Origin of the sequence: Psychrobacter sp. T6-4, assembly GCF_052258425.1 — a bacterium.
Taxonomy (GTDB): domain Bacteria; phylum Pseudomonadota; class Gammaproteobacteria; order Pseudomonadales; family Moraxellaceae; genus Psychrobacter.
In genome coordinates this window covers 87,827-112,160 of sequence record NZ_JBQQEZ010000007.1, presented here as the reverse complement: position 1 = coordinate 112,160, position 24,334 = coordinate 87,827, and the positions used below count along the sequence as shown (strand labels likewise).

Annotated in this window: 38 protein-coding genes; 4 read left to right on the top strand and 34 right to left on the bottom strand. The window is 43.6% G+C overall.

Annotated elements, in window-relative coordinates; all coding sequences use genetic code 11:
• The first annotated feature begins 716 nt into the window (after positions 1–716).
• Positions 717–1,217, top strand: a complete 501-nt coding sequence (locus ACTXGE_RS06775) for a DUF4124 domain-containing protein (protein WP_317200629.1) — start codon at positions 717–719, stop codon at positions 1,215–1,217.
• 42 nt (positions 1,218–1,259) lie between these two features.
• Here ACTXGE_RS06775 and ACTXGE_RS06770 read toward each other — a convergent pair whose 3' ends face one another.
• Complete coding sequence (locus ACTXGE_RS06770) at positions 1,260–2,990, bottom strand: NAD(P)H-hydrate dehydratase (protein ID WP_443542556.1); 1,731 nt, start codon at positions 2,988–2,990, stop codon at positions 1,260–1,262.
• Positions 2,991–3,083: 93 nt separating this feature from the next.
• Between ACTXGE_RS06770 and queG the strand changes: the two genes are divergently transcribed.
• Positions 3,084–4,310, top strand: a complete 1,227-nt coding sequence (gene queG / locus ACTXGE_RS06765; protein ID WP_443542557.1) for a tRNA epoxyqueuosine(34) reductase QueG — start codon at positions 3,084–3,086, stop codon at positions 4,308–4,310.
• A 79-nt stretch (positions 4,311–4,389) separates the two neighbouring features.
• Here queG and lysM read toward each other — a convergent pair whose 3' ends face one another.
• The 6 genes from lysM to ACTXGE_RS06735 form a co-directional block, all read right to left on the bottom strand.
• Positions 4,390–4,899, bottom strand: a complete 510-nt coding sequence (gene lysM / locus ACTXGE_RS06760) for a peptidoglycan-binding protein LysM (protein WP_317200626.1) — start codon at positions 4,897–4,899, stop codon at positions 4,390–4,392.
• A 247-nt stretch (positions 4,900–5,146) separates the two neighbouring features.
• Positions 5,147–5,383, bottom strand: coding sequence for an acyl carrier protein (gene acpP / locus ACTXGE_RS06755; protein ID WP_317200625.1), 237 nt, complete (start codon positions 5,381–5,383; stop codon positions 5,147–5,149).
• A gap of 179 nt (positions 5,384–5,562) precedes the next feature.
• Positions 5,563–6,291: a 3-oxoacyl-ACP reductase FabG gene (gene fabG / locus ACTXGE_RS06750; protein ID WP_317200624.1), complete on the bottom strand. Its 729-nt coding sequence runs from the start codon at positions 6,289–6,291 to the stop codon at positions 5,563–5,565.
• Positions 6,288–7,256, bottom strand: a complete 969-nt coding sequence (gene fabD, locus ACTXGE_RS06745) for an ACP S-malonyltransferase (RefSeq protein ID WP_317200623.1) — start codon at positions 7,254–7,256, stop codon at positions 6,288–6,290. The genes fabG and fabD overlap by 4 nt, the downstream gene beginning before the upstream one ends.
• Before the next feature lie 411 nt (positions 7,257–7,667).
• Positions 7,668–7,850: a 50S ribosomal protein L32 gene (gene rpmF / locus ACTXGE_RS06740; RefSeq protein ID WP_010196743.1), complete on the bottom strand. Its 183-nt coding sequence runs from the start codon at positions 7,848–7,850 to the stop codon at positions 7,668–7,670.
• A gap of 312 nt (positions 7,851–8,162) precedes the next feature.
• Entirely contained in the window at positions 8,163–8,741 is a 579-nt protein-coding gene (locus ACTXGE_RS06735) for a YceD family protein (RefSeq protein WP_317200622.1), read from the bottom strand.
• Between the two features lie 214 nt (positions 8,742–8,955).
• Between ACTXGE_RS06735 and ACTXGE_RS06730 the strand changes: the two genes are divergently transcribed.
• Together ACTXGE_RS06730 and ACTXGE_RS06725 are read left to right on the top strand one after the other, a co-directional pair.
• Positions 8,956–9,576, top strand: coding sequence for an elongation factor P hydroxylase (locus tag ACTXGE_RS06730; protein ID WP_435951013.1), 621 nt, complete (start codon positions 8,956–8,958; stop codon positions 9,574–9,576).
• Positions 9,577–9,790: 214 nt separating this feature from the next.
• Complete coding sequence (locus ACTXGE_RS06725) at positions 9,791–10,411, top strand: L-threonylcarbamoyladenylate synthase (RefSeq protein WP_443542559.1); 621 nt, start codon at positions 9,791–9,793, stop codon at positions 10,409–10,411.
• A 69-nt stretch (positions 10,412–10,480) separates the two neighbouring features.
• On the opposite strand, the gene rplQ is transcribed toward ACTXGE_RS06725, so the two are convergent.
• The 27 genes from rplQ to rplC form a co-directional block, all read right to left on the bottom strand.
• Positions 10,481–10,840: a 50S ribosomal protein L17 gene (gene rplQ, locus ACTXGE_RS06720; protein ID WP_075102287.1), complete on the bottom strand. Its 360-nt coding sequence runs from the start codon at positions 10,838–10,840 to the stop codon at positions 10,481–10,483.
• A 19-nt stretch (positions 10,841–10,859) separates the two neighbouring features.
• On the bottom strand, positions 10,860–11,867 hold the full coding sequence (locus ACTXGE_RS06715) for a DNA-directed RNA polymerase subunit alpha (protein ID WP_062533658.1): 1,008 nt from the start codon (positions 11,865–11,867) through the stop codon (positions 10,860–10,862).
• Positions 11,868–11,948: 81 nt separating this feature from the next.
• The gene (rpsD, locus tag ACTXGE_RS06710; protein ID WP_317200619.1) at positions 11,949–12,590 is read right to left on the bottom strand and encodes a 30S ribosomal protein S4; all 642 of its coding nucleotides are present in this window, start codon (positions 12,588–12,590) and stop codon (positions 11,949–11,951) included.
• A 48-nt stretch (positions 12,591–12,638) separates the two neighbouring features.
• The gene (rpsK, locus tag ACTXGE_RS06705; protein ID WP_010196728.1) at positions 12,639–13,028 is read right to left on the bottom strand and encodes a 30S ribosomal protein S11; all 390 of its coding nucleotides are present in this window, start codon (positions 13,026–13,028) and stop codon (positions 12,639–12,641) included.
• Between the two features lie 20 nt (positions 13,029–13,048).
• Positions 13,049–13,405, bottom strand: coding sequence for a 30S ribosomal protein S13 (gene rpsM, locus ACTXGE_RS06700; protein ID WP_317200618.1), 357 nt, complete (start codon positions 13,403–13,405; stop codon positions 13,049–13,051).
• 240 nt (positions 13,406–13,645) lie between these two features.
• Entirely contained in the window at positions 13,646–13,762 is a 117-nt protein-coding gene (gene rpmJ / locus ACTXGE_RS06695) for a 50S ribosomal protein L36 (protein ID WP_010196721.1), read from the bottom strand.
• 32 nt (positions 13,763–13,794) lie between these two features.
• Positions 13,795–15,126 carry a preprotein translocase subunit SecY gene (gene secY, locus ACTXGE_RS06690; RefSeq protein WP_317200663.1) on the bottom strand — a complete coding sequence of 444 codons (1,332 nt, stop codon included), beginning with the start codon at positions 15,124–15,126 and terminating at the stop codon, positions 13,795–13,797.
• A gap of 19 nt (positions 15,127–15,145) precedes the next feature.
• A complete protein-coding gene (rplO, locus tag ACTXGE_RS06685) occupies positions 15,146–15,586 on the bottom strand; it encodes a 50S ribosomal protein L15 (RefSeq protein ID WP_443542562.1) in 441 nt (146 codons plus the stop codon).
• Positions 15,586–15,765: a 50S ribosomal protein L30 gene (gene rpmD / locus ACTXGE_RS06680; RefSeq protein ID WP_201623017.1), complete on the bottom strand. Its 180-nt coding sequence runs from the start codon at positions 15,763–15,765 to the stop codon at positions 15,586–15,588. The genes rplO and rpmD overlap by 1 nt, the downstream gene beginning before the upstream one ends.
• 30 nt (positions 15,766–15,795) lie before the next feature.
• Positions 15,796–16,305, bottom strand: coding sequence for a 30S ribosomal protein S5 (rpsE, locus tag ACTXGE_RS06675; protein ID WP_317200615.1), 510 nt, complete (start codon positions 16,303–16,305; stop codon positions 15,796–15,798).
• Positions 16,306–16,307: 2 nt separating this feature from the next.
• On the bottom strand, positions 16,308–16,658 hold the full coding sequence (gene rplR / locus ACTXGE_RS06670; RefSeq protein ID WP_317200614.1) for a 50S ribosomal protein L18: 351 nt from the start codon (positions 16,656–16,658) through the stop codon (positions 16,308–16,310).
• A gap of 11 nt (positions 16,659–16,669) precedes the next feature.
• Positions 16,670–17,203, bottom strand: a complete 534-nt coding sequence (rplF, locus tag ACTXGE_RS06665; protein ID WP_317200613.1) for a 50S ribosomal protein L6 — start codon at positions 17,201–17,203, stop codon at positions 16,670–16,672.
• A 272-nt stretch (positions 17,204–17,475) separates the two neighbouring features.
• Positions 17,476–17,874: a 30S ribosomal protein S8 gene (gene rpsH, locus ACTXGE_RS06660; protein WP_317200612.1), complete on the bottom strand. Its 399-nt coding sequence runs from the start codon at positions 17,872–17,874 to the stop codon at positions 17,476–17,478.
• Positions 17,875–17,884: 10 nt separating this feature from the next.
• Positions 17,885–18,190 (bottom strand): 30S ribosomal protein S14, encoded by a 306-nt coding sequence (gene rpsN, locus ACTXGE_RS06655; RefSeq protein ID WP_317200611.1) that lies wholly within the window; start codon positions 18,188–18,190, stop codon positions 17,885–17,887.
• A 12-nt stretch (positions 18,191–18,202) separates the two neighbouring features.
• Positions 18,203–18,739 (bottom strand): 50S ribosomal protein L5, encoded by a 537-nt coding sequence (gene rplE, locus ACTXGE_RS06650; protein WP_317200610.1) that lies wholly within the window; start codon positions 18,737–18,739, stop codon positions 18,203–18,205.
• A 21-nt stretch (positions 18,740–18,760) separates the two neighbouring features.
• Positions 18,761–19,078, bottom strand: a complete 318-nt coding sequence (gene rplX / locus ACTXGE_RS06645; protein ID WP_317200609.1) for a 50S ribosomal protein L24 — start codon at positions 19,076–19,078, stop codon at positions 18,761–18,763.
• A gap of 8 nt (positions 19,079–19,086) precedes the next feature.
• A complete protein-coding gene (gene rplN / locus ACTXGE_RS06640; protein ID WP_317200662.1) occupies positions 19,087–19,455 on the bottom strand; it encodes a 50S ribosomal protein L14 in 369 nt (122 codons plus the stop codon).
• Between the two features lie 177 nt (positions 19,456–19,632).
• The gene (gene rpsQ / locus ACTXGE_RS06635) at positions 19,633–19,908 is read right to left on the bottom strand and encodes a 30S ribosomal protein S17 (protein ID WP_317200608.1); all 276 of its coding nucleotides are present in this window, start codon (positions 19,906–19,908) and stop codon (positions 19,633–19,635) included.
• On the bottom strand, positions 19,905–20,102 hold the full coding sequence (gene rpmC, locus ACTXGE_RS06630) for a 50S ribosomal protein L29 (protein WP_317200607.1): 198 nt from the start codon (positions 20,100–20,102) through the stop codon (positions 19,905–19,907). Before rpmC ends, rpsQ begins: the two co-directional genes overlap by 4 nt.
• On the bottom strand, positions 20,102–20,515 hold the full coding sequence (gene rplP, locus ACTXGE_RS06625; RefSeq protein ID WP_443542567.1) for a 50S ribosomal protein L16: 414 nt from the start codon (positions 20,513–20,515) through the stop codon (positions 20,102–20,104). The genes rpmC and rplP overlap by 1 nt, the downstream gene beginning before the upstream one ends.
• 3 nt (positions 20,516–20,518) lie before the next feature.
• A complete protein-coding gene (rpsC, locus tag ACTXGE_RS06620; RefSeq protein WP_435950370.1) occupies positions 20,519–21,241 on the bottom strand; it encodes a 30S ribosomal protein S3 in 723 nt (240 codons plus the stop codon).
• A gap of 3 nt (positions 21,242–21,244) precedes the next feature.
• Positions 21,245–21,574, bottom strand: a complete 330-nt coding sequence (gene rplV, locus ACTXGE_RS06615; protein WP_025644408.1) for a 50S ribosomal protein L22 — start codon at positions 21,572–21,574, stop codon at positions 21,245–21,247.
• 10 nt (positions 21,575–21,584) lie between these two features.
• Entirely contained in the window at positions 21,585–21,860 is a 276-nt protein-coding gene (gene rpsS / locus ACTXGE_RS06610; RefSeq protein WP_317200605.1) for a 30S ribosomal protein S19, read from the bottom strand.
• A gap of 12 nt (positions 21,861–21,872) precedes the next feature.
• Positions 21,873–22,700, bottom strand: coding sequence for a 50S ribosomal protein L2 (gene rplB / locus ACTXGE_RS06605; protein ID WP_317200604.1), 828 nt, complete (start codon positions 22,698–22,700; stop codon positions 21,873–21,875).
• Between the two features lie 11 nt (positions 22,701–22,711).
• Positions 22,712–23,062: a 50S ribosomal protein L23 gene (gene rplW, locus ACTXGE_RS06600; RefSeq protein WP_317200603.1), complete on the bottom strand. Its 351-nt coding sequence runs from the start codon at positions 23,060–23,062 to the stop codon at positions 22,712–22,714.
• Positions 23,059–23,661 (bottom strand): 50S ribosomal protein L4, encoded by a 603-nt coding sequence (gene rplD, locus ACTXGE_RS06595; RefSeq protein WP_435950369.1) that lies wholly within the window; start codon positions 23,659–23,661, stop codon positions 23,059–23,061. The genes rplW and rplD overlap by 4 nt, the downstream gene beginning before the upstream one ends.
• A gap of 14 nt (positions 23,662–23,675) precedes the next feature.
• Positions 23,676–24,314, bottom strand: a complete 639-nt coding sequence (gene rplC, locus ACTXGE_RS06590) for a 50S ribosomal protein L3 (RefSeq protein WP_317200601.1) — start codon at positions 24,312–24,314, stop codon at positions 23,676–23,678.
• Positions 24,315–24,334: the final 20 nt, after the last annotated feature.

Here is a 24,334-nt window from a genome sequence, read left to right as displayed (position 1 = left end):
ATTCGTACTCAAAAATAATGAGTCTTTGTCTATATAAAGAATAGATATTTGCTATGTCAAAACATCATCACTAAAAAAACTGTCATTAAGACAATGATGTTTGAGCACAGTAAATTTTAGGATCAGTGTTGAAGCAGCGGATTATCGGTATACAGTGACAAGATGCTAGGCATCTATAAAAGAGGCTTATTATTTATGTTGCGCATAGTAGTGACAACTGCACTGATAAAAACAGGATCAGCAGTTATGCTAATACTACAATACAAAACACTTTTATCAGCAGGCATTACTGTGACAGTACGCTGTATTGTACTTGCCATCCATGCAAACATCGCGTTTGATGTTTATAAATAATAAGTTTATCTTAGTCATTGTAGACAGATAAGTCCGGAGACGATGTATATAACAAACATATCATCATCACAAAGAAGAAAAAACCACATAAGCTACCGATAAGTAACTTGTGGTCTTTGTCCTCAAGTGCCACGGCAATAAAGTAAAAGCCGCTCACTGACCAATCAACTGCTAATATTTTCAATGGTTCAAGCGCTATTGTCAAGAAAAACTTCTAACACTTGCGTCTAACTATTGGTTATTATAGCAAGGATATCTGTATCGACGGTCTGTTGGCATAGAACACCGTCATAACCTACTCATTAATATAGATATAAACGCTTCAAACTACATCTCTTCAAACTATATAAAGGATCGTTGCTATGGCAAATGTGCCTACCACTATTGCGACTAAGCTATTTGTAATACTCGCTATGCTCTGTGCTTTGCTGCTATCTACGAGCATGACTCACGCTGTGCAAGTTTATAAGTCGATTGGCGCCTATGGTGAAGTCAAGTACAGTCAGCACGCGCCGCAAAATGGCAAAAATATTGAAGTTATCGAATTTCGTAGTGATGGTCGACAAAATAATGCCGGTCAAATGGCAGGCAAAACCAATAGCGAGCAAAACAATAGTGCCCCAGATGCAGAGCAGCAGCGCGTGGCGCAGCTAGAGGCGCGTATAGAGGAGCAAGAAGCTCAAGCGAATGCTCAGCGCTGTCAGTCACTGCGTAATAACCTGACCAATCTAAACGTTGGTGGTCGCATCTATGAGATGGATACTAATGGCGAGCGTCGCTACTTGGATGGGCGCGAAATTGAACTTAAACGTGAACGCGTGCAACAAGCTATTAGTCAGTATTGTACGGGCGCTACGGTATAATGTAACTGATAGACATTGCTAGGTAGATTATACTCTTGGATTTTAACGAGTCAAAGTGTGTATTACATGACGAATGGCTGCTGGCATATCTTGAGCCTGTAGCCCTCGCTCACCAATTAGCAGTGCATCATTAGAGAATAATTCATTCACGAGTACATCACCTGCACTACCATGAATAAGTACAGCTTGGCGCAGATGCTGTAAGAGTTTTGACAAATCTTGCTGTGCTAACAAGCCTGCTGCGACTCCTGATAAGACATCTCCCATACCTGCTGAGGCCATACCTGCGTTGCCAGTTGTACAGACATAGATCTGCTCATCCTCTAACACCATAGACCCGGCTCCCTTGAGCACCCAATCACCGCCATAAATACTCGCAGCTTGTTTAATCGCAGCTAGTCTATCGCTCTCTACCTCTTTTACGTCTTTGTCCAATAACCGCGCCATCTCACCACTATGCGGCGTTAGGCAAACCTTGTGAGCCGTACTATAACGGCGCAGCTGCGCGATTAGCTCATGGTTATCAGCTTGTAGCGATGCTAGATGGTACAGACCATCAGCATCAATCACTATTGGAATATCTTGCGACATTGTGGTTTGTAAATAATATATGAATAAATCTTCTGCTTTTTTATCTCGGCCTAGTCCCATACCTATGGCTAGAACGCTGGCATCTTTAATTAACGATTCAGCGCTATTCTTATCATGTAAATCAAGCGTCATCGCATCAGGCAACGAGGTTAATAGCGCACCATGAAAAGCGCTATGACAAGCAACGGTTATCTTGCCTGCGCCTGTTGCCATAGTGCTAGCGGCAGATAGTATCGCGGCCCCGCCCATACCCTGTGAGCCATCAATACGGTTACCGCCAACGATTAACACATGACCATAGCTGCCCTTATAGCTGTTTTGACGGCGCTTAGAGACCTTATATGGTCGGGTAAGCATAAGAGCGGCGGGCTCAATGTCTGCATAAGGAATAAGCGGTATATCAAACACTGTTCCGCTGTGATCCATACCATCTTTGATATGTAGGCCAAGCTTACGGGCGATCAAGCACAATGTCACGTCTGCCTCGATCGCACACCTGTCAAAGACTTGCCCAGTTGAGGCGATTAGTCCACTTGGGATATCAATAGCTATGCTTAAAGCATGATAGTGTCTTGAGTAGTGATTAAAGGCTTGAATAGCTCGTTTGTAGACACCTGCAGGCGCGCGATCTAAACCTATGCCAAACAGAGCATCGATATATACATCGGCCTCTGCCCTATAGTGCTTTGGGTGACTGATGACTTTAAAGCCATTATTTTTAGAGCCACTATCTTCAAAACGCACTGTTTCGATATCACTGTCCATAGTGATCTGGCGCGCTTTTATTGCGTCAGTCATGGATACTATGGTGTTACTATCAACAGCTAAATTATCCATATCCAAACCAACCGTAATGACTCGTACTTGCCAGTCTGCTTGTTTTAGATAGTGCGCGACAAGCCAGCCATCGCCGCCGTTATTGCCTTTGCCAACCCAAATAATAGCGCTGGGCTGATGATTCTCCTCATGACAGACTGTCTTGCTAGCCGCATCAGTACTACGATATTTTTGCTCATAAAGCGTTCTGATATGCTGCGTTACTTGCCAAGCAGCTTGTTGCATTAGGGCGAAGCTGTCATAACCTTGGGCAAACCAAGCCTTTTCCATAGCATAAATTTGCTCACTACTGTAAAGAGCGACTGGCATTGTGTTTTTGGATAACGAACTTAGTAAGGCTGACATGACTGACTCTCTGCGTTAATTATATTTTTTAGACTTGCGCTTAGGACTTATAAGCTTATCATATAAGTATCTTAGCCAACATCTAGCCCATTTATGACTCATAATATTCAGTCCACTCAAAAATCAGCGATAAGCCATAGTAAATTACCATCAAACGCCGTCGAGATTGATAACGTTAATAGCATCGATAACGTCAACAACATAGACACGTTTACGTCCGCTGCTGAGGTTAAAGAATGGATCAAAGCACAAGCAAAGTCTCTCGGTTTTGCTGATTGTGGTTTTTTGTCTGTACACCACCCTTTGTTTGCCGAGCAAATAGAGCAGCTACAACGCTGGCTGGATAAAGGCTATGAGGGTCAGCTCAATTTTATGCACAACAATCATAAGCTGCGCGCGCATCCTGAGCAGTTAGTAGCAGGGGCTAAAACTATTATCAGCGTGCGTATGGATTACCTCACTCAAGTACCGACGCCGCGTACTATCACTGACAACCAATACCCCAATCAAGGCATTATTGCCCGCTATGCGCGCGGGCGCGATTACCATAAGACCATGCGCTCTCGCCTCAAACAATTAGCGCTACAGATTGAGGCGATGCTCCCTGAGTGGCAACATTTAGATATTGGCAATACATCAAATTTTATCTTTCGTCCCTTTAGCGACTCAGCACCGATATTTGAGCGTCCTATTGCCGATGCAGCAGGTCTTGGCTGGACGGGTAAGCATACCTTACTACTCAATAAACAAGCAGGCTCTTTTTTTGTGTTGGGCGAGCTGTTTATCAGTCTAAAGCTACCTGATGACAAGCCCGTAGAGGCTCACTGCGGCAGTTGCCGTGCTTGTATAGATATCTGTCCCACTCAAGCTATCGTCGCGCCTTATGAGCTTAATGCGGCAGCCTGCATCTCTTATTTAACCATTGAGCACAAGGGATCTATAGACATCAAGTATAGACGCGCTATAGGCAACCGCGTCTTTGGCTGTGATGATTGTCAGCTGATCTGCCCTTGGAACCGCTACGCTAAAGTCACAGACGTCGAGGACTTTGCCCCTCGTCATCATTTAGATAACAGCAGCTTGCTCGATCTTTGGCGATGGACGGAAGACGACTTTTTGAATAACACTCAAGGCAGTCCGCTTAGACGTACAGGCTACGTCAACTTTTTACGCAATATCGCTATCGGTTTAGGTAATGCAATTGCTAGTAATAAGGTAATAGTCGAGCTTGAAGCAAAGTTGAGCGTTCACGATGAGATGCTGGACGAGCATATTAATTGGGCAATAAAGGAGCAGCAAGGTAGACTGACAGAGTGTTAGTCAAGTACAAAAAACGCCCCTCATATAAGGAGCGTCATGACAAATATATAGCATTTGCGATTAGAAAATTCTGATAACTTTATGGCTTAGGAATACGTAATACTTGACCTGGATAAATCTTATCTGGATCAGAAAGCATAGGTTTGTTAGCCTCAAATATCTTCATATAGTCGCTTGATGAACCGTAAACGTTTTGGGCAATTTTAGATAAGCTATCACCAGACTCTACGGTATACATAGTAGATTCAGGCGCGTCTTCTTCGATGTTGATATTATCGATCACTTTTGCGACGTTCTGTACGTTACCAATAGCGATAATAGCTTTTTCGCGATCAGCTTGAGTTTTGGCATCACCACTGATCTCAGCGGTATCTGTTGAGCCATTGTATTTGACTTTTAGATTACTGATATTGAGGTTTTGCTGCTGAATGCGGCGTAACAATAAGCTCGCTACAGATTGAGCCGATGGCTCACTCGATTTGACTTGCGTATTAGCATCAGCTTTGGTTTCAGTCTTAGCATCATGCTTGTCATCATCACGGTTAAAAATTTTGTCACCTATATCCTTTGCGAAACTGAACATTCCCATATTATTGCTCCTTCACTATTGTTATTAACGTTTTTTGTTTGCGCTATCGAGTATAGCAAAACACATCGCTTTGCCAAGTAAAGGTATGTTGAATAATGTTAGTCTCGCGTAGAGACGCTATATTCGAGCATAAGTATTTAAGTACAAGTATTTAAACACAAGTATTCAAGCACAAAAGTTTAGGTACAAAAAAACCGCTTACCTAGATAGATAAGCGGTCAATCAACTAATAATGACGGTTTGTCAGTTATAGCTGAGCTTGTACATAATCAATTGCTTTTTGTACAGTAGTCAATTCTGCTGAATCTTCATCTGGAATAGTGATACCAAAATCACTCTCAAACGACATAACCAACTCAACCAAATCTAACGAATCAGCACCTAAGTCTTCCATGAAGGCTGCATCGTTATTCACGTCTTCAACGTTCATACCTAGCTGTTCAGCTACTGCAGATTTTACTCTTAATTCAACATCATTACTCATATAGATCTCTCCCTTTTTGTCTATCATTTTTTAAGATTGATAAAGCGTTATTTTATATACTATCCAATAAAACCTCATTATCATACAAGGTTTTGACATAAAAGTATGCGTTATTATAACACCATTTATTAGAGTTTACACTCGTTCACACAGTATTTTATTATCAGTGTGTAACGATGCTACATATACATACCACCATTGACTGGAATGACCGCACCTGTAATATAACTGGCCTCGTCACTAGCTAAAAACGAGACTGCAGCAGCGATGTCTTCTGGTTGACCTAAGCGGCTAATAGGTACGGCATCTAGCATAGAATTAAGCAGACGCTCATCAAGCTCATCCGTCATATCTGTTTCAATCAAACCTGGTGCGACGCAATTGATAGTCACTTGGCGTGAGCCAATTTCACGGGCTAATGTGCGGCTAAAGCCTTCAAGACCTGCTTTGGTCGCTGCATAATTGGACTGACCTGCATTGCCCATCTTGGCAACAACGGAGCTGATATTAATAATACGGCCGCGGCGAGCTTTCATCATGCCGCGAATCGCGCGTTTGCTCATACGGTACACCGAAGATAGATTAGTATCGATGACGTCATCCCAGTCTTCATCTTTCATACGCATGAGTAGGCCATCTTTAGTGATACCCGCATTATTTACCAGTACTTGTACGGCCCCATAGACGCTCTCAATCTCTTCAAAGAGCTTATTGATTTGTTCGGTATCACGCACGTCCAGCACGCGTCCAATACCGCCTGTATCGTGTAGATATTCATCAATAAGCTCAGCGCCTTTTTCAGTAGTCGCTGTGCCAATGACAAAATGCCCTTCTTTAGCAAAACGTTTGGCAACAGCTTTGCCAATACCGCGACTTGCGCCCGTTACTAGGGTAATTGTACGGCTCATGATAGCACCTCCATTAACTTATCCAAACGAGCAAGCTTGTCAGTAGGATAGCTTGTAATAGGCTCTGCTTGGCGCTTGGCTAGATTACTCAAAACATTACCGCTACCGCATTCGATTAATATACCGATTTGTTTGTCTGCCATCTCTTGCATCGTTTTGGACCAAAGGACAGGTTCACTCAATTGTTCTGTCAATGCCTGCTTGATACCTAGTGCGCTACTCTCAACGCGGGCATGACGATTTTGAATAACTGGAATAGCGGCCTGCTCAAATTCGATATTATCCAACGCCTCAGCGAGCGCTCGACTAGCAGGCTGCATAAGTGCACAGTGCGAAGGCACGCTAACCTTTAGAGGTATGGCTTTTTTACCTGTGTTTTGGACTTTATCTATGACAGCGTTTACGCCAATAGCATTACCAGATACCACGACTTGACCTGGGCTGTTGAAGTTAGCCGCACCGACGATAGCGCCATCAACGTGCTCGGTCGCCTGCTCGCACAAGGTTTCAACTCGTGCATCCTCAAGACCTAGCACGGCTGCCATAGCCGTATCGATACCGACTACCGCCTCTTGCATAAACTGCCCACGCTTATGTACTAACTTGACAGCATCAGCAAAACTGATCACGCCAGCTGCACATAGCGCACTATACTCTCCAAGTGAATGTCCAGCTAAGTAACACGGCGTCTTGGTTAACTTATCTTGTAAAATACGCCAAATTGCGATGCTAGCCGTTAAAAGTGCCGGCTGAGTGTACTGAGTCTGGTTGAGTCGCTCTTCGTCTTGGCATATTGCCCACAAGTCTTCGCCAAGTACCGCACTTGCTTCGGCAAAAGTATCTTTGATCTGAGGGTAATGCTCGGCAAGCTCTGAGGTCATAGCGACCGTTTGCGAGCCTTGTCCTGGAAAAATAACAGCGATACGCGTAGGCGGCGTTTTTGTTGAATCGGGTGCTACTGCCATAACCCATATTCCTTATATTGTTGAATAATTCCCTAAAAGCGAGCGCTTATTTATATTCTATTATTATTAATTTATCAGTAAATGGTAGGTACTAGCTATCGTCTATGTATTTGTAATCATCGTAATAGGTTATCTAGTCTTTGCAACTAAGAAGTCTATACAACAAAATTCTACTGATATAGTAAGCCTAAATGACTCAGACTGTCAAAGGTTAGAAAATTAACCTTTACTACTGCAATAACAGAAAGCTGCAATAACAAAAAGCCAAGTTATCTGCATGCCTAATATATGACAGCGAATAACTTGGCTCTTGCTACAAAAATACTTAAGCGCTCATAATCCTTTGACGAATAATACCTATACTTATCAAATCACGGATAAACATATCTATTAGTCTTAGGACTACTTCATTTAAGCATCTTGACTGACTTTGAACAACTGACGACCACGATAAAAACCGTCTTTGGTCATGTGATGACGACGATGCTTTTCACCAGTGGTAGCATCTACGCTTAATTCAGCCACTTCCATACGGTGGTGTGAACGGCGCATGTCACGACGCGAACGGCTTTTACGACTTTTTTGAACAGCCATGATGTAGCTCCTATACTTAAGGGAATAAACTTAAAATTCAGTTTTAACCGATACAGGTTTAGGTGTATTGATAACCACTCAAACCTTATGCATCGTTAAATTAACGAGTTTGCCAATTGCTTTAAAGCTCTGACTAAATCCAAACCAAACGAGCGGTTTGTCTCATTGACGCTTTAAGCAAGCGGCACGTTGCCAGAATGCAATAAACCGGACATTATACGCATGTTTGACGTATTAATAAAGCCTTGGTTTTGTAGTTCGTTTTAGGACATTTTGCACTAGGGCGCGTTGCTTCTACAACTTATTATTCGATTATAACTTACCCTTTAGTGAGGCAAGCGCAGCGAATGGGTTTTCGTTTTCTTCTTCTGGAATATCACCAACTTGCGAGGTCGCCATTTCACAATCCTCATGCTTTGGCGATAAAGGGGCTTTGAGTAATATCTCATCTTCAATCAGTTTTTTTAGAGGCAGTAAGCGCTCAGGTGACTGCTCTGTTACGATCTCATCTAGCAATAAGTAATCTTGTTCTTCATCGATCAGACTCTCTTGACTATCATCATCTAACAAAGCAATGTCATAATCGTCTGATAAGTCAATAGCAACCGGCTGTAGGCAGCGCTGACAAGTCAGCCAGACCTCTCCTGCCAAAGTAAAAGCCAAATGTAATACATTGCTACGTCGATATAACTTGGCATCTAGCTGTAACTGTGGCTGCTCGTGCTCTGTTGTGAGTACGTCTTTGAGACGAGCAAAAGTATGCGGTGCCAACAGGCCTGACCATTCAAAACCAGTGTCTTCCCACTTATTTAATGAGATATTATCAGGTAAAATGCTTGATGGTGCCTTTTGAGTATCGCTGTTAGACGCTGTGGCTGAAGTGCTCGACATACGCGGCCTCTCAATATAAATGGTGTATAATATTGCCTGCCATACTAACGCAAAGCCCTATATGACGCTAGCGCTAGTATGTTACGATTTTTACTACTTTTTATATGCACTTTCGCCTTAAACCTATACCTAAACCAGCCGTTGTCTTATGACTTATAACATGACTATTCATGATTTTTCATCTTTATTAACTGCTACTGACGCTCTGTCTTTAATGAATGAACTCAAGTCTTATATACAGTCATATGATTCTCCATCAATCCTCACTGATATTCATTCATTATGTGATAAAGGTTTGATGATCTATGAGTGGTCAGAGGCCAAAGAAGAAAAAAGCGTTAATGCTTTGATTGATTTGTTTAATACCTTATTTGCCAGTCAAAACGTAATATTGATGCACAGTGATAGCGAACCTGAGTATTTTGCCGCAACTTATGATAAACCAGCTCGCATAGCCTTTGCTCATGGGTTTTTTGCCAGCGCTTTGCATGAAATCAGTCACTGGTGCATTGCAGGACAAGCACGTAGGCTTCTTGATGATTTTGGCTATTGGTACGCAGCAGATGGGCGCAATCAAGATGAACAACTGGCCTTTGAGCGCGTGGAGATCAAGCCGCAAGCTTTGGAGTGTTTATTTAGTCTTGCCTGTCACAGACCGTTTCGAGTGTCGCAGGATAATATCTTTGCAACCTTTGATACGAGTAGCAGCACGTTTGCAGCTGACGTCTATAAGCAAGCTTTAAACTATAAAAAAAACCCAGAGTTACTGCCGCGCGATGCCAAAATATTGTTGTTAGCGTTGTTGCATATTCAGCTTAACAGCCAAGCAGCCTAGAAGCTAAAACATCATCTTTATATCGCCCGAAACTGACTTCTAATCAGAGCTTAGCTAAATTTGAACCAATAGAGTATCTATGGTGTTTTACGCTTGTATACGCTTGTTTACGGCAGGCTCCTACAACTCTTATCACTCTAAGGGTTATACTTCAACAACTATAAATCTAAAAGCCTAGCTCTAATAAAGGCAAAAAACCAAAATAGGAGTCCGTATGCAAACTTTATATATCCATCCAGAAAATCCGCAGCCTCGCCTCATAGAGCAAGCAGCCGATATGCTACGCGGTGATAAGCTGATTATCTACCCCACTGATACCAGTTATGCCTTTGGTTGTCGCCTTGGTGCCAAAGACGCTCTAGAGAAGCTCAAACTCATACGTGAGCTTGATGATAAGCATCAGTTTACGTTGCTATGTCGTGATTTAAGTGAGATCGCTAATTACGCCACCGTTGACAATCAACAATTTAAACAACTAAAGGCCTGTACTCCAGCGCCTATTACCTTTATCTTGAACGCTACCAAAGATGTCCCTAAAAAACTGTCTCATCCAAAGAAAAAAACTATAGGTATACGAGTACCTGGCAACCCTATTGCTCAAGCGCTGTTAGAAGCAATGGATGAACCTATATTAACCAGCTCATTAGTGCTGCCCAATCGCGATGACATACTCGATGATCCTTTCGAGATTGAGGAGCTATTAGGTCATGTTATAGATGGTCTGATCAACGCAGGTATCAAGACTACTAAGCTGACTACGATCGTAGACATGACTAATAATCAGCCTGAGATTATCAGACAAGGTGCGGCGGACGTTAGTGCTCTAATGGTATAGACAGCACATTAAGCACAAAAAAAAGCTCCAACGAATGGGAGCTTTTTTTATTATAAATGATAGCTAATTTTAGTCACGATCAACTAATTCTACATAAGCCATTGGCGCGTTATCACCATCACGGTGACCACATTTTACAATGCGAAGATAGCCACCTGGACGCGTCTGATAACGTGGACCTAGCGTACCAAATAGTTTACCGACCATAGCTTTGCTACGCATACGGCTAAATGCCAAGCGGCGATTAGCAACGCTGTCTTCTTTAGCCAATGTGATTAGTGGCTCAGCGACGCGGCGTAACTCTTTTGCTTTTGGCAACGTCGTTTTGATCAACTCGTGCTCAAATAATGAGTTGGTCATATTTTGGAACATGGCTTTACGATGACTGCCGGTACGACCCAGCTTGACTCCACTCTTACGATGGCGCATAGTCAAATATCCTTAAAGTTTAGCGGCTACGATAAGAAAAGCGATCATCAACACGTAAGTCAGCAGGTGGCCAATTGTCTAGGCGCATACCGAGCTCTAAATCTTTAGACGCTAGTACGTCCTTGATTTCAGTTAATGATTTCTTACCAAGATTTGGGGTTTTTAATAATTCAGTCTCTGAACGCTGTACCAAATCGCCGATATAGTAAATGTTTTCAGCTTTTAAGCAGTTGGCTGAGCGAACCGTTAGTTCAAGATCATCCACAGGGCGAAGTAGCACTGGGTCGACCTCTTCTTTTTCTTTCACAGGCTCAGGCGCTTCTTCAGCTTCTAGATCAACAAAGATAGAAATCTGTTGTTGTAAAATAGTGGCAGCTTTACGAATTGCTTCTTCTGGATCTATAGTGCCATTGGTTTCAAGCTCAATGATGAGACGATCAAGATCGGTACGCTGCTCGACGCGAGCGTTCTCAACTTGATAAGCAACACGAAGCACTGGGCTAAAACTTGCATCAAGCTTTAGACGGCCAATTGCTTTGGTGTCGCCATCTTCACGGCGCTGATTTGCTGGCTCATATCCACGACCCATCACTACGCGCAAACGCATCTTAAGATGACCGCGCTCGCTCAATGTGCCTAATACCAATTCTGGATTGATAATGTCTACATTGTGCGGTAGTGCGATGTCTGCAGCAGTAATAGTGCCTGGACCTTGCTTGTCCAAGGTCAAAAATACTTCATTTTGGTCATGAAGGGTAATTGCTAGGCCTTTTAAGTTCAAAAGCAAATCAAGTACGTCCTCTTGCAAGCCTTCAAGCGTAGAGTATTCATGGTCAACACCATCAATCTCAGCTTCAATAACCGCAGCACCAGGTAATGAAGATAACAAGATACGACGAAGAGCATTACCTAAGGTATGCCCAAAGCCGCGTTCTAACGGTTCGAGCGTGACTTTCGCAATCGTTTCGTTAACCGTGTCCACGTTAATGGCATTTGGCGTTAGAAACTCAGTTGCATTTAGCATCATAATGTCACCTCGATAGATTAAACAGGTTTAAATGACATAACATATCCACTGACCGAATCAGTAGATATGCTAAGGTATCACTTATTTTGAGTATAGCTCAACGATCAAGCTTTCGTTGATTTCAGCAGGAAGATCAATGCGATCAGGCGCTTGTTTAAACGTGCCTTGTAATTTGCTGTGATCAACATCTAGCCATTCTGGAATACCGCGCTGCGTGGCAAGCTCAATAGCGTTCTTGATACGTAGCTGTTCGCGAGATTTTTCTTGAATAGCGATAACGTCACCATCTTGCAACTGGATTGATGGAATGTTCACACGAACAAACTCATCACGACCTGCTTTTTTAAGCATGACAGTGCGGTGACTGACCAACTGACGCGCTTCTGCACGAGTTGAGCCAAAGCCCATACGGTATACGACGTTATCGATACGGCTCTCAAGCATAGCTAGCAAGTTCTCACCTGTAGCGCCGCGTTTGCGAGCAGCTTCTTTATAGTAGTTTGCGAACTGACGCTCAAGCACACCATAAATACGCTTAACTTTCTGCTTTTCACGCAGCTGTAAAGCGTATTCCGAAGTCTTGTTACGGCTAACGCCATGTTGACCTGGTGGACGACCAGCTTTTTTGGTCTTAACGTCATAAGGTTTAACACCAGATTTAAGACCTAGGTCAGTGCCTTCACGACGTGATAACTTTAGTTTTGGTCCAATATAACGGGCCATGTTTATGTCTCCTATAAGCTTTTATGATAAAAAGCTTCGTCTTTAGTATTAGACGCGGCGCTTTTTCGGCGCACGGCAACCATTGTGTGGAATTGGGGTCACATCAGAGATGCTGTTCACTTTATAACCCAATGCACCTAGTGCTCTTACCGCAGACTCACGACCCGGTCCTGGTCCTTTGACCAAAACGTCGATATTCTTAACACCGTATTCCTGAGCCGCTTTACCAGCGACTTCAGCTGCAACCTGAGCTGCAAATGGTGTAGATTTACGTGAACCACGGAAGCCTTGTCCACCTGAGGTGGCCCAAGCCAGTGCATTACCTTGACGATCGGTAATCGTTACAATGGTGTTATTAAAAGACGCATGGATGTGGGCAATGCCCTCCGATACTGAACGACGAGCCACTTTTTTGCGACTACGAGTGTCTTTAGCCATCTTTTAGCTTCCTAAGTTAATTATCTTTTGAGAGGGCGTGTCGGACCCTTACGAGTACGAGCGTTATTCTTGGTGTTTTGACCTCTTACTGGTAAGTTACGACGATGGCGAATGCCACGGTAACAACCAAGATCAACCAAGCGCTTGATATTCATTGACACTTCACGACGAAGGTCACCTTCAGTCATGTATTCTGCAATTTGTGCACGGATAGCATCTAACTGTGTATCATCTAACTGACTGACTTTAGTAGTAGGGGCAATGCCAACTGCTTCTAAGATTTTCTGAGCAGTGGTACGACCTACACCAAAGATGTAAGTTAGTGAAATAACAGCATGCTTATTATCCGGAATGTTGACACCGGCAATACGAGCCATTTATTTCTCCATCAAAGAAAAACAGATATCGTTTGTTTAGACGATATGTTGTTTTCCAAAATTATTGCTGTTAACACCTAAAGATCTGTATGCTTTAAAACTCGTATAATCTTTCAATCGATACGCGTCATAAAATGAAACAAATAAAAAGGTATGAACTACGGCAAGTGGCGGATGATATCGCATCCGCCGCGTTTTTTCAAGTGTTAATTGATTTAACAATAAATCTTCGTTAGTCAATTAACCTTGACGTTGCTTGTGGCGAGGTTCAGCAGTACAAATAATATGTACACGACCTTTACGGCGAACTACTTTACAGCTACCACAAATCTTTTTTACTGATGCTTGAACTTTCATCGCATGCTCCTTGAAATATCACGCCGCTCAGTTTATGGCTGAGTGGGCGACTGAATTAACGTCTGATCGTGGTATTGATGCGTCATCAAATGCGCTTGAATCTGCGAAATGAAATCCATTACCACTACTACCATAATCAATAGTGATGTACCACCAAGATTAAATGGCACACCAAAACCTGACTGGATGACCATAGGCATCAAACAAATAACCGTCATATACATCGCGCCGATGAAAGTTAATCGATTTAATACGTGATCAAGATAACGCTGAGTTTGTTGTCCGGGACGAATACCTGGGATATACGCACCGCTTCGTTTAAGGTTTTCGGCGACTTCACGAGGACTAAAAACTAATGCCGTATAAAAATAACAAAAGAAAATAATCATCGCACCAAACAGTACTAAATATAACGGCTGTCCAGGAGACAACACTAGTGCCATATTTTGTAGTATCTTTTGCACAAAGGTAGGATCGGTTGAATGACCTACCCATTGACCCAAACTTGCTGGAAACAGTAACAAGGAGCTGGCAAAAATAGCAGGGATAACCCCTGCCATGTTTATTTTCAGTGGCAAATGTGATTGCTGCTGAGCGTATATTTTGCGGCCTTGCTGCTGCTTTTGTGCATAGTTAACAGGAACACGACGCTGAGCACGTTCAATATAAACGATACCCGCGGTTACCGCGATGCCTAATATAACAAAGATAAAGAGTACAATCAGATTCATCTGACCCTGATTGACCTGTTCAATAGATTGTGAAATCATGCCAGGGGTACCTGCGACAATGCTTGCAAAAATAAGCATTGAGATACCATTACCCACGCCGCGCTCTGTGATCTGCTCACCAAGCCACATCAAGAACATAGCGCCCGCTACCAATGAGGTCACCGCCGGTATATAAAAGGTAAGACCGCTAGATAACGTCAAGTTCTGACTGATCAATCCTGCACACATTCCAAGCGACTGCACTAAAGCTAAAGCAAGGGTGCCTTGACGGGTATACTTGTTTAGCTTGCGACGTCCAGCCTCACCGTCTTTTTTGAGCGCTTCAAGCGACGGAACGACTGCTGACATCATCTGTACAATAATAGAGGCAGAGATATAAGGCATAATGCCGAGCGCCATAATAGACATACGCTCTAAAGCACCACCTGAGAACATATTGAACATGCTCAAAATGGTGTTTTCATTACGCGAAAATAAATCAGCTAAATTGACAGGGTTGATACCAGGAACAGGAATATGTGACCCTAAACGATAAACAATCAACGCACCGATCAAAAATAGTAAGCGCGTCCAGAGCTCATCATACTTGCGTATAAAGGCGAAAGGATTAAGCGGTATACCAGTCGATGACATTGATTGCTTTGACACGTTACTACTCCTCGATACTACCACCAGCAGCTTCGATTGCCTGCTTAGCGCCTTTAGTCACTTTGATACCTTTAAAGGTAAAAGCTTTAGTGACTTCGCCTGATAGCATAACGCGAGCACGCTTCATATCACGGCGGACAAGGTTAGCCGCTTTAAGCGTCTCTAAGCTGACTACATCACCGTCAATTTTGTTAAGCTCAGACAGACGGACTTCAGCCGTAGTCATTGCCATTTTACTAGTAAAGCCAAATTTTGGTAGACGACGGTACAAAGGCATTTGACCACCCTCAAATCCTGAGCGTACGCTAGAACCTGAACGTGATTTTTGACCTTTCACACCGCGGCCGCCTGTTTTACCAAGACCTGAACCGATACCGCGACCACGACGTTGGGCAGTTTTCTTTGCGCCAACGCCTGGTGATAATTCGTTTAATCTAAGACCCATTACGCTTCCTCCACTTTTACCATGTAGTTAACGCGATTGACCATGCCACGAGTTGATGGGGTATCTTCAACTTCTACAGTATGGTTAATACGGCGTAAACCCAATCCTTTCAAGCTAGCTTTGTGGCTCTTGAGGCGATGGGCACCTGATTTTACTTGAGTGACTTTCATTGTTTTCATCAATATTCACCTAGTCCTATCTACTAAAGGTTAGCCCAAAATTTCGTCTACAGATTTACCACGTTTTGCTGCCATCTTTTCTGGAGTTGACATATCACGTAAACCGTTAAATGTTGCGCGAACAACGTTAGCAGTATTGGTAGAGCCATAACACTTAGTCAAAACGTCTTTGACACCAGCAACTTCTAATACAGCACGCATTGCGCCACCAGCGATAACGCCAGTACCTTCAGATGCAGGTTGCATATAGACTTTACTTGCGCCATGACGGGCTTTGATCGGATGATACAAAGTGGCTTCGTTAAGCTCCACTGTGATCATATTACGCTTCGCCGCTTCTAGAGCTTTTTGAATAGCCGCTGGGACTTCACGTGCTTTACCACGTCCAAAACCAACGCGACCATTACCATCACCCACAACGGTTAAAGCTGTGAATGAAAAGATACGACCACCTTTGACCACTTTTGCAACGCGATCAACGGTGACTAGACGCTCTACTAAACCGTCTGAAGGTTCATTTTTGTCATTATTTCTAGCCATGATTAAAACTCCAATCCGTTTTCGCGAGCAGCTTCAGCTAAAGCTTTTACTCGACCATGATATTTAAAACCGCTACGATCAAAGGCAACTTTGGTAATACCAGCTGCTTTTGCACGTTCTGCGATCATTTGGCCTACAGATGTCGCAGCATCAGTGTTGCCAGTTGCACCTGAACGCAGACTGCTATCTAGTGTAGATGCCTGAGCGATCACTTCACCACCACTTGGAGAGATAATCTGGGCATACATATGCTTTGGCGTGCGAGTGACGGTTAGACGATGAACGCCCAAAAATCTGATATGCGCACGGGTTTTCTTAGCTCGACGCAGACGAGCTGCTTTTTTATCAAACATTTCAACTCACCTTATTTTTTCTTGGCTTCTTTGCGAATCACGTGCTCGTCACTATAACGAATACCTTTACCTTTATAAGGCTCTGGTGGACGGAAGGCGCGGATATTTGCCGCGGCTTGACCAAGCTGCTGCTTATTGTTTGATTTTAAAACAATTTCAGTTTGCGTTGGGGTTTCGGCCGACACACTCTCTGGCAACGTATACTCTACTGGATGTGAATAACCGACGTTCAAGGTTACTTTATCACTAGTAGCTTGAGCACGATAACCAACACCGATGAGTTGAAGACGTTTTTCAAAGCCTTCGGTTACGCCGATAACATGGTTGTTAAGTAAGGCGCGTACGGTGCCAGTATGCATCATGGCTTCTTTTGAATCGACTGTAGGTGAGAGAATGATAGCATCATCTTCCTGTTTCAGCTCGACCAATTCATGCAGGTGTAAAGACAAAGTACCGTTCTTGCCTTTCACTTCGACCTGCCGATCGTTCAAAGTAACACTAACGCCGTTTGGCAAGGTTACTGGGGCTTTAGCCACACGAGACATAGGAATATTCCTTAAAAAATTAACTTCTTCTGTTAGCCAATTATCATCAATAAAAATAGGAGAAGATAATAGCGAAAAAACTAACAGGCTAAAAAGCGTGCTAGTTTATCATAATTAAGCTTGCCTAGCACCTATCAATTGCTATTAACTAAAAAAGCATTATTGCATCTGATGGTGCTTTGTTTATTGCTGTCCTCAATAGAATAGCAATAAACAATAAGGCCTAAGTGGTATCTTAGTTGCTTAGTAACTTAATATTTGATAACCAAATATTAAGCAACAAAAGCAACGATTTCGCCACCGATACCAGCAGCGCGTGCAGCACGATCACTCATGATGCCTTGACTGGTTGATACGATAGCAACACCCATACCTTGCTTAACAGTTGGGATGTTATCTTTACCGCGATGCTGGCGCAGACCAGGACGGCTAAAGCGTTGAATAGTTTCGATGACAGGTTTGCCTTCGAAGTATTTTAATTCAATAGACAACGTCGCTTTATTGTTATCTTCTTGAGTAACAGTTGCGTTTGCCACATAACCTTCGCTAACTAATAGATCAGCGATTGATTTGCGTAGCTTTGAGCTTGGCATCGCAACCGATACTTTGTTCGCCATTTGCGCGTTACGAATACGGGTTAGCATATCAGCAACAGTATCTTGCATACTCATGTCTTACTCCTTACCAGCTTGCTTTACGAACACCAGGTACATCACCTTGCATGACACGCTCACGCAACATGTTGCGAGATAAGCCAAACTTACGGTAGTAACCATGAGGGCGACCAGTGATAGCACAGCGATTACGCAGACGTACTGGAGATGCGTTACGTGGTAGAGACTGAAGCTCTAACATAGCATCCATACGCTCTTCGTCACTTGCGTTGACATCACTGATAGTCTCTTTTAGCTTAATACGCTTCTCAGCATATTTAGCAACCATTTTTTCGCGCTTTAATTCGCGATTAATCATGCTCTTCTTTGCCATAACGTCTTTACCTTATTTAAATGGGAAGCCGAATGCTTTGAGTAACGCACGACCTTCTTCATCATTACCTGCAGAGGTGGTGATCGTTACATCCATACCGCGAATACGATCAATTTTATCATATTCGATTTCTGGGAATACGATCTGCTCTTTAATACCTAAAGAGTAGTTACCACGTCCGTCAAAGGCTTTAGGTGAAAAACCGCGAAAGTCACGAATACGAGGAATCGCAATAGCAATGAGACGATCTAAAAATTCGTACATTTGCTCACCGCGAAGCGTTACTTTACAGCCAATCGGCCATTCTTCACGAATCTTAAAGCCAGCAACTGACTTACGAGCTTTAGTAACAACAGGCTTTTGACCAGCAATTGCGATCATGTCAGCTACCGCACCTTCAAGCAATTTCTTGTCTTGAGACGCACCGCCCACACCCATATTAAGTGTGATCTTAGTGATTTTAGGCACTTGCATCACGTTAGCTAAATCAAGTTCTTCTTTGATCTGTTGCTTTAGTTCTTGGTTATATAAAGTCTTTAATCTTGCCATTACCATTACACCCTTAGTGTCTTACGCAGTCGCCACAACTTCACCATTTGAACGATAAACGCGTTGTTTGACGCCTTCATCATTCGTCTGATAAGTAATACGGTCTGCTTTTTGGGTTTGCGCATTTAAAATCGCGACGTTTGAGATATGCAAAAAAGCTTCTTGCTTAACAATGCCACCCTCAACGCCAGTTGCCTGATTTGGCTTCTGATGTTTAGTGACGATGTTGATGCCTTCAACTTTAATACGATCGTTTTTTACAGCTTGAACAGTACCTTGTTTGCCTTTATCTTTACCAGCAATAACAATAACTGTGTCGCCTTTTCGTAATTTAGCCATGGGTTACCTCACAATACTTCTGGTGCTAGGGATACAATTTTCATAAACTGATCACCACGTAGTTCACGAGTTACCGGTCCAAAAATACGAGTTGCAATCGGTGCTTTGTTTTGGTTGAGCAATACCGCAGCATTGTCATCAAAACGAATAACCGAACCATCAGGGCGACGAACGCCTTTTTTGGTACGTACAACTACTGCATTCATCACGTCGCCTTTTTTGACACGACCGCGAGGAATAGCTTCTTTAACCGTAATCTTGATAATATCGCCGACAGATGCGTAACGACGATGAGAACCACCCAGTACTTTAATGCACTGAACTCGTCTTGCACCGCTATTGTCTGCAACTTCCAGCATAGATTCAACCTGAATCATAGCGTTACTCCACAGGTATGAGCAATAAAAACCAGTTGCTGCCGCTAGCACAGAATGAGTAGACGGCATTTTGGTATAAATAGCGCCTTACTCATAAGTGAGCGATTACGGCAAGCGCAATCAGCATCCTTAAAAAGGCGGGTATTTTAACAGCTTCTGGTATTCAATGCAATTTACTTAGATTTTTTCTACTTTTTCAACCACATCAACTAAAGTCCAAGACTTAGTTTTTGAGATTGGACGTGTCTCTTTGATACGGACAAGATCGCCTTGTTGGCAAACGTTGTCTTCATCATGGGCTTTGATTTTGGTAGAACGACGAAGCTGTTTGCCATACAAAGGATGACGAACCAGACGCTCAATCAAAACTGTGATGGACTTGTCCATCTTGTCGCTGACAACTCGTCCTGTCAATACGCTAGCGTTGGTGGCTGTTTGATTGTTTTCGCTCATGAGTCGCCTCGTTGTTTCTCGTTGATCAAAGTCTGAATCTGGGCAATCGTGCGACGATTGCCTCTGACTTCATGGGTATTCCCCAACTGACCTGTTGCTTTAGCCATACGAATACGGAAAGCATCAAGTTGCTTTTCATCAAGTAACCCGGTCAGCTCTTCTAATGATTTATCACGTAATTCACTGATCTTCATTACATTATCGTCCGCTTAACAATGGTAGTTTTAAAGGGCAGTTTGGCTGCTGCAAGCGTTAGAGCATCGCGAGCAAGCTCTTCTGAAACCCCTTCGATTTCATATAGCACTTTACCAGGTTTGATCTCACATACCCAATATTCAACTGGACCTTTACCTTTACCCATACGTACTTCTAATGGCTTGTTGGTAATAGGTTTGTCTGGGAATACGCGAATCCAAATCTTACCACCACGTTTGATTCTACGAGTAATGGTACGACGTGCTGCTTCGATTTGACGAGCTGTCATACGACCACGCGTCAAAGATTTTAGACCAATTTGTCCGAATGCAACGGTGCTTCCACGATGAGCGAGCCCTGTGTTACGACCTTTATGCATTTTGCGAAACTTGGTACGTTTTGGCTGTAACATAGTTTAACCTCTGTCTGAGTTTCGACGGTTTCCACCACGGCCACGGCGTTTTGGCGCACGAGGCTCTTCTTTGACCGGATTATAAACACTGTTCATACCGTCAAGGATTTCTCCGCGGAAGATCCAAACTTTCACACCGATGGTGCCGTAAGTTGTTTCTGCACGTACTGACGCATAGTCAATATCAGCGCGTAGTGTATGTAATGGCACGCGGCCTTCACGGTACCATTCAGTACGAGCAATCTCAGCACCGCCAAGACGGCCTGACAACTCAACTTTGATACCTTTAGCACCAGAGCGCATGCTGTTCTGTACGGCGCGCTTCATAGCACGGCGGAACATAACACGACGCTCAAGCTGGCTACCAATACCATCAGCAACGAGACGAGCATCTAGATCAGGTGATGTGATCTCTTCAATGTTGACCTGAGCAGGTACGCCCATAATTTTGGTCAATTCTTTTTGAAGTCTTTCGATATCTTCGCCTTTCTTACCGATAACAATACCAGGACGCGCAGTGGCGATGGTAATTTTAGCAGCGCCAGTAGGACGCTCGATCATGATGTTACTGATCATAGCGCTATCTAGCTTTTTGCGTAGATACTCACGAACTTGAATGTCGTTGATGAGGTATTCTGAGTACTGTTTAGGATCAGCATACCAGTTTGCGTTATGCTTTTTGACAACACCAAGACGAATTCCGATTGGATGTACTTTTTGACCCATAACTTATTCTCCTACCTTTATAGTGATGTGACAGGTACGCTTGCTGATACGATCAGCGCGACCTTTTGCACGTGGTAGGATACGTTTTAGCGTAATGCCTTCATCAACGTAGATAGTAGCGACTTTTAGGTCGTCAATATCTAGGCCATGATTATGCTCGGCATTGGCGATGGCTGAGTTAAGACATTTCTTAACAAACACAGCGCCTTTTTTATTGCTATACGTTAGGATATCCAGAGCACGCTCAATGGGCTTGCCACGAACTTCATCAGCAACGAGTCTAACTTTTTGTGCCGAGATGGCGGCACCGCGTAATTTTGCAGTTACTTCCATGGTAAGCACCTTATCTCTTAGCTTTTCTGTCAATGCCATGACCACGATACGTACGAGTCGGGGCAAATTCACCTAGTTTATGACCAACCATCTGTTCGCTGATAATGACAGGTACGTGAGTACGACCATTATGAACAGATAAAGTTAGGCCAACCATTTGTGGCAAAATCATCGAGCGGCGCGACCAAGTCTTAATAGGTTTGCGTGAGTTGGCATCAATTGCAGCTTCAACTTTGGCAAACAGGTGCGCGTCTATGAATGGACCTTTTTTCAATGAACGAGGCATGAAATTCTTCCTTTATTTCTTCTTGGCGCGACGGCGGATGATCATATTGTCAGTACGCTTATTGCTACGCGTTTTAAGTCCTTTAGACTTCTGACCCCAAGGGCTGGTTGGATGGCGACCTTTGTTACGACCTTCACCACCACCATGCGGGTGATCAACTGGGTTCATCGCGACACCACGAACTGATGGGCGAATACCGCGCCAACGTGATGCACCGGCTTTACCAAGTGATTTTAGGTTATTCTCAGTGTTAGAGACTTCACCGATAACGGCACGGCAGTTGACGTGTACACGGCGAGTTTCACCTGAACGCATACGCAAAATAGCGTAAATACCGTCACGACCCAATAACTGTACGCTTGTACCCGCAGAGCGAGCCATCTGTGCGCCTTTACCGATTTTAAGCTCGATATTATGGATCACAGTACCTAAAGGTATGTTTTTGAGCGGTAAACAGTTGCCTGGACGAATAGGTGAGTTTTCACCTGACATCACAGTATCACCAACCGCTTGTTTTTTGGCAGCGATGATATAACGGCGTTCGCCATCAGCGTACTTAAGAAGTGCAATATGAGCAGTACGGTTAGGATCGTATTCAATACGCTCGACCGTAGCTGGGATATTGTCTTTAGTACGTTTGAAGTCAATAATACGATAATGCTGCTTGTGACCACCGCCGATATGGCGAGTAGTAATACGGCCATTGTTGTTACGACCACCTGACTTACTTTTTGATTCTAGGAGCGGTGCATACGGACGACCTTTATACAGGTGTGGATGCACTACTTTTTCAACAAAACGACGGCCGGGTGATGTTGGCTTTGCTTTTACGATAGGCATGAGTGTAATCCTTATTCGTTGTTCGCTGTTTCACTAGTAGAATCAGTTGCGCTTGCAACCTCTTCACCAGCATCAGCCATTTGTACATCTTGACCAGCTTTTAAGGTAACATAGGCTTTTTTGTAGTCATTACGACGACCGATGCTTTTACCAAAACGCTTCGTCTTACCTTTAACGTTCAAAGTGTTTACTTTGGTGACTTCAACACCTTCAAACATGAGCTCAACTGCTTTTTTGACTTCTAGCTTAGTAGCATTAGAATCAATTTTGAATACTTGTACACCAAGTGAGTCGCCAAGCATTTGAGATTTTTCTGAGAAGACAGGTCCTCTTAGGATCTGATAAAGTCTTGCGTTATTCATGCTAGTGCTTCCTCAAATTGTTTCGCAGCTTCAACTGACATGATCACTTTATCAAAGGCGATCAAGCTCACTGGATCCACTTCACTTGTACCTAGTACATTGACATGTGGAATATTACGGGCGGCTAGGTATAAATTTTCGTCAATGTTTGTCGTGACGATTAGGGCACGAGGTGCGCCTAAATCATTTAACTTAGCGATCAGCTCTTTGGTCTTAGGTGCAGAAACACTAATCTCTTCAACTAAAATTAGACGCTCTTGACGTACTAATTCAGCAAGAATGCACTGCATAGCACCGCGATACATTTTGCGGTTAACTTTTTGTGACCAGTCTTGTGGTTTTGCGGCAAATGCGCGACCACCAGAACGCCAGATTGGGCTACGAATAGAGCCTGCACGAGCGCGACCAGTACCTTTTTGGCGCCATGGCTTGATGCCACCGCCAGAAACTTCGGCACGGGTTTTTTGTGCACGTGTACCTTGGCGTCCGCCCGCTAAATAAGCGGTGACGACTTGATGCACTAATGCTTCATTGAATTCACGACCAAACGCTGTGTCAGAAAGTTCAACTGCCGCACCTGTAACTGTTTTTAAATCCACGTTAATCCCCTTGCTTAGGCTTTGATTGACGGACGCACGATGACATCGCCACCGGTAGCACCAGGGATTGCACCCTTAATGACCAGCAATCCTTTTTCGGCATCAACCGAGACCACTTCTAAGCCTTGAACCGTAACACGTTTGTTACCCATCTGGCCTGCCATTTTCTTACCTTTAAATACTTTACCTGGTGACTGGTTTTGACCAGTTGAACCATGGGCACGGTGAGAAACTGAGTTACCATGAGTAGCATCTTGCATGCTAAAGTTGTGACGCTTAACTGGACCCTGAAAGCCTTTACCTTTGCTTTGTCCTGTGACATCGACCATCTGACCTACTTCGAACAAGTCAGCTAAGATCTCACCACCGATTTCGCGACCCTCAAGGTCACCCTCGGTAGCACGAAATTCCCAAACACCACGGCCCGCTTTTACGCCAGCTTTGGCAAAATGTCCTTTTTGAGCTGCAGTTACGCGGCTGTCACGACGAGTGCCTGTGGTGATTTGGATGGCTTGATAGCCATCTGTATCTTCATTTTTTACTTGAGTAATGCGGTTTGCATCGACCTCAATCACGGTTACAGGGGTAGACGCACCTGCTTCAGTGAAGACACGGGTCATGCCGCATTTTTTACCGACTAAACCGATCGCCATTTTAAACCTCTTTATATCTT